At 65.7% G+C, this 1,830-nt stretch carries 1 protein-coding gene; it reads left to right on the top strand.

Features of this window, described 5'->3' with window-relative positions; translation table 11 throughout:
* Positions 1 to 67 precede the first annotated feature (67 nt).
* The gene (locus QUG01_RS19860) at positions 68 to 1,777 is read left to right on the top strand and encodes an ABC transporter ATP-binding protein (protein ID WP_500831597.1); all 1,710 of its coding nucleotides are present in this window, start codon (positions 68 to 70) and stop codon (positions 1,775 to 1,777) included.
* The last annotated feature ends 53 nt before the right edge of the window (positions 1,778 to 1,830 follow it).

Here is a 1,830-nt window from a genome sequence, read left to right as displayed (position 1 = left end):
GACGCCCTGCGCGACGCGCTGGACCCGCGCGCGGCGGCGAAGTGAGCGGGACGAGGAGAAAGCAATCATGAGCAATCCAAACCACAATACCTTGCTGTCGGTGCGCAATCTGCGTGTGCGTTTCCGCCAGGAAGACGGCGGCCGCTTCGAGGCCTTGAAGGGCGTCAGTTTCGATATCCCGGCGCACCGCACGGTGGCGCTGGTGGGCGAGTCCGGCTCTGGCAAATCGGTCACCTCGATGGCCATCATGCAGCTGCTGCCGCCGCAAACCAGCGAGATCGACCCGGCGTCGGAGCTGCGCTTCGACGGCCGCGACCTGCTGCAGCTGAGCCCGGCCGAGCTGCGCCGTCTGCGCGGCAAGGATATCGCGATGATCTTCCAGGAGCCGATGAGCTCGCTGAACCCGGTGTTCAGCGTGGGCGAACAGATCGTCGAGACGCTGACGCTGCACGCCGGGCTGAGTCGCTCGGCGGCGTGGAAGCGGGCGGTGGAGCTGCTGCGCGAAGTGGGGCTGCCGGAGCCGGAGAAGCGGATCAAGGCCTATCCGCACGAATTGTCCGGCGGCCAGCAGCAGCGGGTGATGATCGCCATCGCCATCGCCTGCGAACCGAAGCTGCTGATCGCCGACGAGCCGACCACCGCGCTCGACGTCACGATTCAAAAGCAGATCCTGCAGCTGATCGCCGATCTGCAAAAGAAACACGGCATGTCGGTGCTGTTCATCACCCACGACCTGGGGGTGGTGGGCGAATTCGCCGATGAAGTGATCGTGATGCGCCACGGCGTGATCCGCGAGCAGGGCACGGTGAAGCAGATCTTCGAAGACCCGCAGGATGCCTACACCAAGGCGCTGCTGTCGTGCCGGCCGCACCTGGACCGCCGCCCGGCGCGGCTGGCGGTGATCGACGACTTCCTCAAGCCGGAACCGTATGTGGAGCCGCCGCACCGCCAGCGCGGCTACGCCGCCGGCGACGAGATCGTGCTGGACGTGCAAGGTCTGTGCAAAAGCTTCGACATCCGCGAAGGCCTGTTCGGCAAGCGCCAGTTCCACGCGGTGAAGGACGTGTCCTTCCAGCTGGCCAAGGGCAAGACCTTGGGCATCGTCGGCGAATCCGGCTCCGGCAAGACCACGGTGGGGCTGACCCTGGTGCGGCTGCACCAGGCCACCGCCGGCAAGGCGCTGTTTCATGGCGAAGACCTGATCGCGATGAGCGCCAAAGCGTTTCACGCTTACAAGAAGCGCATCCAGATCATCTTCCAGAACCCGTACGCGTCGCTGAACCCGCGCTTCACCGTGGAGCAAATCCTGACCGAACCGATGCTGCTGCACGGCATCGGCCAGGACGCGGGGCAGCGCCGCCGCCTGGCGCAAGACCTGCTGGACAAGGTGGGCCTGCCGGCCGGCGCCTTGGCCAAGTATCCGCACGAGTTCTCCGGCGGCCAGCGCCAGCGCATCGCCATCGCGCGCTGCCTGACGCTGAAGCCGGAAGTGCTGATCTGCGACGAGTCGGTGTCGGCGCTGGACGTGTCGGTGCAGGCGCAGGTGCTGAACCTGCTGCAAGACCTGCAGGACGAGTTCAAGCTGTCCTATTTGTTCATCTCGCACGACTTGGCGGTGGTGAAGCACATCTCCGACCAGGTGCTGGTGATGAATAAAGGCCAGGTGGTGGAGCAGGCGGACGCGGATGTGATCTACCGCGCGCCGCAGGACAGCTACACCAAGAAGCTGCTGGGGGCGATTCCGCAGGGGTGGAGCGCGGCGGCGGTGCCGGCCTAGCGCCGACGGTGCAAGCATCAAGACCAACCGGCCCTGCGGGGCCGGTTTTGTTT

This window comes from Chromobacterium sp. CCUG 76385, assembly GCF_059916625.1.
The sequence above is the reverse complement of the archived record's forward strand: the minus strand, read 5'-3'. Positions and strand labels throughout refer to the sequence as shown.

Coding starts and splice junctions, on each gene's coding strand:
- QUG01_RS19860 (WP_500831597.1), top strand. CDS start 68: ATGAGCAATCCAAACCACAATACCTTGCTGTCGGTGCGCAATCTGCGT.